Consider the following 7751-nt stretch of genomic DNA (forward strand, 5'->3'; position numbering starts at 1 on the left):
GCACTGGCCTGTGGTGTCGGCTGGCCGGTGTCCGGGCTGGCGGGTGGGCGCGACGGGGTGGGGTTGGTGGCGGCGACCGTGGTGAGTTCGTCCAGTAGGGCTGTGACCGCGGGTGGGCGCGGGCCGGCAGGGACCAGCGCGGTGATCCTGCGGCGGCCCGGGCCGCGCACGTCGAGCGCGGCGACGCCCGGCTCGGTGTGCAGGCCGAGCGCCAGCGCCGGGAGCGTGGTCACCGCCAGCCCCCGTGCGACCAGGCGCTGGATCGCGACGTGGTCCTCGGTGGTGTAGGCGATGTCGGGCACGAAACCCGCCTGCCCGCACGCCCACCGCAGGTGGTCGCGGCACCGCGCGCAGCCCGACGCCCACGTCTGGCCCGAAAGGTCGGCCAGCCGCGGCCGCGGCGCCTCCGCGAGCGGGTGCGCGGCCGGGACGAGCAGGCGCAGCGGGTCGTCGCGCAGCTGCACCTCGCGCAGGCGCGCGTCGGTGTCGGGCGGCAGGTGCGCGTGCCGGAACACGACCGCGACGTCGGTGTCGCCCGCGCGCAGCAGCGCCAGGGCCTCCGGCGGCTCGGCGTCCACCAGCGTCACCGACACTCCCGGCGCGCGGGCCCGCAGCCGGGCCAGCGCGTCGGGCAGCAGGCCGCCGGCCGCGGTCGGGAACGCCGCGACCCGGACCCGCCCGGCGCGCAGCCCCGCGATCGCGGCGATCCGCTCCTCGGCGTCGTCCATCCGGGCCAGGACGTCCTCGACGTGCTCGACCAGCACCCGGCCCGCCTCGGTCAGCCGCACGCCGCGGCCGTGCCGCACCACCAGCGGCGTGCCGACCTCCGCCTCCAGCCGCGCGATGTGGTGCGACACCGCGGGCTGGGTGTAGGCCAGGTGGCGCGCGGCGGCGGTCATCGAGCCGAGCCGCGCCACCTCCCGCAGGATCCGGCCGCGGTGCAGGTCCAGCATCCCCGCAAACTATCAACGCCGTTTATGGGTGGCCAAGAGAACCGTACTTTGTGCTATGGCGCGTGGTGGACGACGATCGGTGCATGAGCCTTTCCGTCCAGGACGCGCAGCGCGAGTTCGGCGCCGGGGTCGCCTACCTCAACACCGCCACCTACGGGCTGCCGCCGCGCGCCGCGCACGAGGCGATGCTCGCCGCCGAGCGGGACCGCGCCGCCGGGCTGCTGGCGGCCGGGGCGCTGGACGAGGCGGTGACCCGGTCCCGGGAGGCGTTCGCGCGCCTGCTCGGCGTGCCCGCCGCGCGGGTCGCGTGCGGGCCGCAGGTGTCCTATTTCGTCGGGCTCGTCGCCGCGGCGCTGCCCGCCGGCGCTACCGTCCTGGTCGCCGACGGGGACTTCACCTCGCTGCTGTGGCCGTTCGCCGCCCGCGACGGGCTGACCGTCCGGTCGGTCCCGCTGGAGCGGATCGCCGAGGAGGTCCGGCCCGGCGACGACCTGGTCGCGGTGTCGGCCGTGCAGTCCGCCGACGGGCGCATCGCCCCGATGGACGACCTGATCGCCGCCGCCCGCGCGCACGGCGCCCGGATCCTGCTGGACGCCACCCAGGCCGCCGGGTGGCTCCCGCTGCCCGCCGACCGCGTCGACTGGCTGGTGTGCGGCGGCTACAAATGGCTCCTCGGCCCCCGCGGCACCTGCTTCCTCACCGGCACCCCCGAGGCGCTGGACGCGCTGCCCGCGATCGGCGCCGGCTGGTACGCCGGCGCCGAGGTGTGGGACTCGGTGTACGGGCTGCCGCTGCGGCTCGCGGCGGACGCGCGGCGCCTGGACCTGTCCCCGGCGTGGCAGTGCTGGGCCGGGCACGCTCCCGCGCTGGAGCTCCTCGAACGCGTCGGCGTCCAGGCGATCCACGACCACGACGTGGCGCTGGCGGCCCGGTTCCGCGCCGCGCTGGGCCTGCCGCCCGCCGCGCCGGGCGCCGAGTCGGCGATCGTGCCGGTCGCGGTCCCGGCCGGCGCCGCCGAGACGCTCCGCGCCGGCGGGGTGATCGCCTCGGTGCGGGCGGGACGGCTGCGCTGCTCGTTCCACCTCACCACCACCGAGGCCGACGCCGACAAGGCCGCCGGCCTCCTCGCCCCGCTGCTGGGACGGGACGCCGCCGGGCGGTAGCGGTCTTCGCCGAAGTTCTTACAAGGTTCGAACAAGCCGCCTTGACGGGCGCCGCCGCGCGGGTGCCGGGGCGCGGCGCGTCCTACGTTCGACGGCATGAACGTACTGCTCACCGGGTCGGCCGGCTTCATCGGCTCGCACATCGCCGAGGCCCTCGCCGCCGCGGGCCACCGCGTCCGCGGCCTGGACCTGCGGCCCGGCGCCGGCGGCGGCCCGCCCGGCGACGTCCGCGACGCCGCCGCCGTCGCGCGCCGCCTGGACGGCGTGGACGCCGTCTGCCACCAGGCCGCCAAGGTCGGCCTCGGCGTCGACGTGTCCGACCTGCCCGACTACACCTCCGCCAACGTCCAGGGCACCGCCGTGCTGCTGGCCGAGATGGCCCGCGCCGGCGTGGGGGTGCTGGTGCTGGCGTCCTCGATGGTGGTGTACGGGGAGGGCGCCTACACCTGCGCGCGGCACGGCGGCGTCCGGCCCGGGCCGCGTCCGGAGGAGGCGCTGCGCGCAGGGCGGTTCGAGCCCGCCTGCCCCGGCTGCGGGCGGCCCCTGGACCCCGCCGCCGTCGCCGAGGACGCTCCGCCCGACCCCCGCAACGTCTACGCCGACACCAAACTCGCCCAGGAGCACCTGGCCGCGTCGTGGGCGCGCGCGACCGGCGGGACGGTCGCCGCGCTGCGCTACCACAACGTGTACGGGCCGCGGATGCCGCGCGACACCCCCTACGCGGGCGTCGCGGCGATCTTCCGGTCCCGGCTGGAGGACGGGCAGGCGCCGCTGGTGTTCGAGGACGGCGGGCAGCGCCGCGACTTCGTCCACGTCCGCGACGTCGCCCGCGCCAACGTGCTGGCCCTGGAACACGCCGCCGCCGCGGGCCCGGCGCCGCCCGGCCCCGGGGACACCCCCCGGCTCGGCCCCGGCGGGCTGCGCGCCTACAACATCGCCAGCGGCGAGCCCCGCACCGTCGGCGAGATGGCCGCCGCGCTGTCGGACGCGTTCGGCGGGCCCGCGCCGCGCGTCACCGGCGGTCACCGGCTCGGCGACGTCCGCCACATCGTCGCCCGCCCCGACCGGGCCCGCCGCGAGCTGGGGTTCTCCGCCGCGGTGGCGTTCGCCGACGGGATGGAGGAGTTCGCCCGGCGGCGCGTCACCAGTTCGTAAGGGTCGCCCGGCCGTCACCGAGAGTAGCGTTCGGGGTGTGATCGATGTGGTTCTCCCGTGCCTCAACGAGGCCGAGGCGCTGCCCTGGGTGCTGTCCCGGATGCCCCGCGGGTTCCGCCCGCTGGTGGTCGACAACGCCTCCACCGACGGCTCCGCGCGCGTCGCCGCCGACCACGGCGCGCGCGTCGTCGACGCGCCCGACCGCGGCTTCGGCGCCGCCTGCCACCAGGGCCTGCTCGCCGCCCGCACCGACGTGGTGTGCGTCATGGACGCCGACGCGTCCCTGGACCCGGCCGAGCTGCCCCGCCTGGCCGCCGCGCTCGACGCCCTCCACACCGCCGACCCGCCGGAACCGGGACCGGGTCCGGCGCCCGATCCGGTGCCGGGGCTGGTGCTGGGGCGGCGGCGGCCGTCCGGGCGGGGCGCGTGGCCGCCGCACGCCCGGCTCGGCAACGCCGTCCTGGCCCGGTCCCTGAACCGGCGCGCCGGAACCCGCCTGCACGACCTCGGCCCGATGCGCGCCGCCCGCCGCGACGCGCTCCTGGACCTCGGGCTGACCGACCGCCGGTTCGGCTACCCGCTGGAGATGGTGCTGCGCGCCGCCCGCGCCGGCTGGCGGATCGGGGAGATCGACGTCGCCTACCGTCCCCGCACCGGCTCCTCGAAGGTCACCGGGACGCTCGGCGGGACGGTCCGCGCCGTCCGCGACATGCGCCGCGTCCTGGCGGAGACCGCACGATGAGCAACCCAACGAGCCGCGCGAAGAGCCGCGCGCAGGGCCGCACGCCCGGCCCGGACGCGGATCTGATCGTGATCGCCAAGGAGCCGGTGCCCGGACGCGTCAAGACCCGGCTGACGCCCGCCTACACGCCCGCCGAGGCCGCCGCGCTCGCCGAGGCGGCGCTGCGCGACACCCTCGACGCCGTCGCCGCCGCCCCCGCCGGGCGCCGCACCCTCGCGCTGGACGGCGCGCCCGGGCCGTGGCTGCCCGCCGGGTTCGCCGTGACCGCGCAGCGCGGCGGCGGCCTGGACGAGCGCCTGGCCGCCGCGTTCGACGACGCGTGGGCCGGCCGCCCGCTGGTGCTGATCGGGATGGACACCCCGCAGGTCACCCCCGCGCTGCTCGCCCGCGCCGGGCGGGCCCTGCGGCGGCGCGGCGCGGTGCTCGGCCCGGCGTCCGACGGCGGGTTCTGGCTCCTCGGGCTCCGCCGCCCCGACGCGCGGCTGCTGCGCGGCGTGCCGATGTCGCGGCCCGGCACCGGCGCGGCGCAGCTGGCGCGGCTGCGCGCCGCCGGGCTGGACGTCGCGCCGCTGCCCGAGCTCACCGACGTCGACACCCCCGCCGACGCCGCGGCCGTCGCCGACGCCGCGGCCGGGACCCGGTTCGCCGCGGCGGTGCGCGACCTCGGCGTCAGGACCGTCCCGGCATGATCGGCGAACTGTACGAGGACGCGCTGCGGGGCCGCGCGCCCGTCGAGATCGAGCACGCCGACGGGCGCCGCCGGCCGCTGCCCGTCCAGGACTGGCTCGCGGCCCGGCCCGGCGACGGCGGGCTCCTGGCCCGCTGCCAGGGCGCCACCCTGGACGTCGGGTCCGGGCCCGGCCGCCTCACCGTCGCGCTGGCGCGGCGCGGCGTCCCGGTGCTGGGCATCGACCTGGCGCCCGCCGCGGTCGCGCTGACCGTCGCGGCGGGCGGACCGGCGCTGTGCCGGGACGTGTTCGGCCGCGTCCCCGGCGCCGGGCGCTGGCGCACCGCGCTGCTGGCCGACGGCAACATCGGCATCGGCGGCGACCCGGCCGCGCTGCTGCGCCGCGTCCTGGCGCTGCTGGGGCCCGGCGGGCGGGTCCTGGCGGAGGTCGACCCGCCCGGCGGGACCTCCCGCGTCGAGCCGCTGCGGCTGCGCTCGGGCCGCGCGGTCGGGGAGTGGTTCGCCTGGGCGCACGTGCCGGCCGACGCCGCCGCCGGGCTCGCCGCCGCGTGCGCGGCGGGCGTCACCGAGATGTGGGAGGAGGCGGGCCGATGGTTCGTCGCCCTGCGCCCGCGCTGCTGACACGCCTGCCGGCGGCGCTGGGACGCCTCCCCGCGGCGCTGGCGGGCCTGCCCGCGCGGTTCACCAGCCGGCTGCACGATGAGCGGGTCGCGGCGTGGCTGGGCATGGCGCTGGGCGTCAGCTTCCTGTCGGCGTTCGCGACCGGGCTGATCTCCCACTTCATGCAGCACCCGCCCGGCTGGGCGCAGTGGCCGTCGCGTCCGGTGAACCTGTACCGGGTCACCCAGGGCGTGCACGTGATCGGCGGGCTGGCGACGGTGCCGCTGCTGCTGGCCAAGCTGTGGACGGTCTACCCGAAGCTGTGGCAGTGGCCGCCGGTCCGGTCCGCGCTGCACGGGGCGCGGCGGCTGCTGATCTTCGTGCTGGTCGGCGGGGCGCTGTTCCAGTTCGTCACCGGGGTGCTGAACATCGCGTACTGGTACGCGTTCCCGTTCCTGTTCACCACCGCGCACTACTGGACCGCCTACATCGTCATCGGGGCGCTGCTGATCCACGCCGCCGACGAGTGGTCCAAGGTGCGGCGCACGGTGATGACCCGCCCGCAGGACGCGGTCGGGCGCCGCGCGTTCCTGCTCACCGTCGCCGGCGCCGGCGGCGTCATCGCGGCCGTCACCGCCGGGGAGGCGTTCTCGCCGCTGGCGCGGCTGGCGGTGCTGGCGCCGCGCCGCCCCGGCACCGGGTCGCAGGGCCTGCCGGTCAACAAGTCCGCGGCCGCCGCCGGGGTGACCGCCGCCGCCCGCGACCCGGCCTGGCGGCTGACGGTGACCGGGCGGGTCCGCCGCGACGTCGTCCTGACCCTGGACGGCCTGCGCGCCCTCCCGCAGCACCCCGCTCGGCTGCCGATCGCGTGCGTGGAGGGGTGGAGCGCGGACGCCGACTGGCGCGGCGTGCGGCTGCGGGACCTGCTCGCCCTGGCCGGCGCCGACGACGGCGCGCGCGTGCGGGTGGAGTCGCTGCAGACCTTCGGGCTCTACCGCACCTCCCGCGTCGACCCCGAGCACTGGCACGACCCCCTCACCCTCCTGGCCCTGGACCTGGGCGGCGAGCCCCTCGACCTCGACCACGGGCACCCGTGCCGCCTGATCGCGCCCAACCGGCCCGGGGTCATGCAGACCAAATGGGTGCACCGGCTGGTGGTCCTGTGAAGCGCGAGCCGGCGAAGCGCGGGCTGGGGGTGGGCGGCCTGGTGAAGATCGCCGTGTACGGGGCGGGGCTGGCGCTGATCGCGGTCGGCGCGCGCGGGATCGTCCTGCACGTCGACGCGGTGGTGTGGCTGGCGTGGTTCGCGGGCGCGGCCGTCCTGCACGACGGCGTGCTGGTGCCGGTGGTGCTGGCGGCCGGGCTGGCGACCGGGCGGCTGCCCGCCGCGCACCGCCGGACCGTGCGGGCGGCGCTGACCGTCGCGGGCTGCGTGTGCGCGGTCGCGCTGCCGCTCGTCCTCGGGTACGGGCGCCGCGCGGACGAGCCGTCCCGGCTGCCGCTGCCCTACGGCCGCAACCTCGCGGTCGTCCTGGCGGCGATCACGGCCGTGGCGGCGGTGACCGTCGCGGCCCGCATGTACGCGGCCCGCAGGAAGGGGCGGACGTGACCCTCACCGGCGCGCGCGCACCCGACGCCCCATCACGGCACGGGGGCCGGGGCCCGTGGCGGGGACGGGCCGCGGTCGCGGTGTGGGCGGCGGGAATCGCGGCGGCGTTCGCGGCCGGCTGGTACCTGCGCCGCAACGGCCTGGCCACCGAGGACCCGCTGCCACCGCTCCACGCCCGAGCCCGGGACTGGCCGCTGACCTGGCGGCTCCTGCCCGCCGCCGCGATCGCCGCTACCGCCGTGGCCGCGCTGCCGGTACTGGCGGCCCGGCTGCCGTGGCGGGCCCTGCTCCCCGCCGCGTGGGCGCTCGCGGCGGCATGGACGGTCGCGCTCGCCGCCGCCGACGGCTGGGACGCGCTCGCCCGCCCCCTGGACGCGCCGACCGAGTACCCCGCGGGCCTGGCGCAGCTGCGGCCAGACCCCTTGACCTGGCTGGACACCTTCACCGAGCGGCTCGGCGGCTACACCACGCATGTCCGGGGGCATCCGCCGCTGCCGGTGCTGGTGCTGTGGGCGCTGGAGGAGGCGGGGCTCGGCGGGACCGGGTGGGCGGCGGCGTTCATCGTCGCGGCGGGCACGTCCTCGGCCGCCGCGATCGCGGTGACGGTACGGGCCGTCGCCGGTGAGCGGGCGGCACGGGCGGCGGTGCCGTTCCTGGTCCTGGCCCCGCTCGCGCTGTGGGTCGCGACCGCGATGGACGCGTTCTTCCTGGCCGTCGCCGCCTGGGGCACGGCCCTGCTCGCGACCGCCGCCCGCCGAACGGGTGCCGCCCGCCGGACGGGTGAACGGCGACCGGGTGAGGGGCGGGTTGGTGCCCACCGGGCCGGTGCGCGCCTGGTGGG

General features: G+C 78.5%; 8 protein-coding genes and 1 pseudogene. 8 read left to right on the top strand and 1 reads right to left on the bottom strand.

The window, feature by feature from the left end:
* Positions 1-953, bottom strand: a 953-nt coding sequence (locus E1287_RS40540; RefSeq protein WP_131971013.1) for a LysR family transcriptional regulator, incomplete at its 3' end; no start/stop codon positions are given.
* Positions 954-1036: 83 nt separating this feature from the next.
* Between E1287_RS40540 and E1287_RS40545 the strand changes: the two genes are divergently transcribed.
* The 8 genes and pseudogenes from E1287_RS40545 to E1287_RS40580 all read left to right on the top strand — a co-directional run.
* Positions 1037-2116, top strand: coding sequence for an aminotransferase class V-fold PLP-dependent enzyme (locus E1287_RS40545; RefSeq protein WP_131971015.1), 1080 nt, complete (start codon positions 1037-1039; stop codon positions 2114-2116).
* 96 nt (positions 2117-2212) lie between these two features.
* A complete protein-coding gene (locus E1287_RS40550) occupies positions 2213-3271 on the top strand; it encodes an NAD-dependent epimerase/dehydratase family protein (protein WP_131971017.1) in 1059 nt (352 codons plus the stop codon).
* Between the two features lie 37 nt (positions 3272-3308).
* Positions 3309-4013: a glycosyltransferase family 2 protein gene (locus tag E1287_RS40555; RefSeq protein WP_207934759.1), complete on the top strand. Its 705-nt coding sequence runs from the start codon at positions 3309-3311 to the stop codon at positions 4011-4013.
* Positions 4010-4702, top strand: coding sequence for a TIGR04282 family arsenosugar biosynthesis glycosyltransferase (locus E1287_RS40560; protein ID WP_131971019.1), 693 nt, complete (start codon positions 4010-4012; stop codon positions 4700-4702). Before E1287_RS40555 ends, E1287_RS40560 begins: the two co-directional genes overlap by 4 nt.
* Complete coding sequence (locus E1287_RS40565; RefSeq protein WP_131971021.1) at positions 4699-5322, top strand: class I SAM-dependent methyltransferase; 624 nt, start codon at positions 4699-4701, stop codon at positions 5320-5322. Before E1287_RS40560 ends, E1287_RS40565 begins: the two co-directional genes overlap by 4 nt.
* On the top strand, positions 5292-6467 hold the full coding sequence (locus E1287_RS40570) for a molybdopterin-dependent oxidoreductase (protein ID WP_131971022.1): 1176 nt from the start codon (positions 5292-5294) through the stop codon (positions 6465-6467). The genes E1287_RS40565 and E1287_RS40570 overlap by 31 nt, the downstream gene beginning before the upstream one ends.
* Entirely contained in the window at positions 6464-6910 is a 447-nt protein-coding gene (locus E1287_RS40575) for a hypothetical protein (RefSeq protein WP_131971023.1), read from the top strand. The genes E1287_RS40570 and E1287_RS40575 overlap by 4 nt, the downstream gene beginning before the upstream one ends.
* A pseudogene (locus E1287_RS40580) lies at positions 6907-7751 on the top strand (hypothetical protein); the annotation flags it as partial. The gene E1287_RS40575 and the pseudogene E1287_RS40580, both read left to right, overlap by 4 nt.

Source organism: Actinomadura sp. KC06 (genome assembly GCF_004348735.1).
Lineage (GTDB): Bacteria > Actinomycetota > Actinomycetes > Streptosporangiales > Streptosporangiaceae > Spirillospora.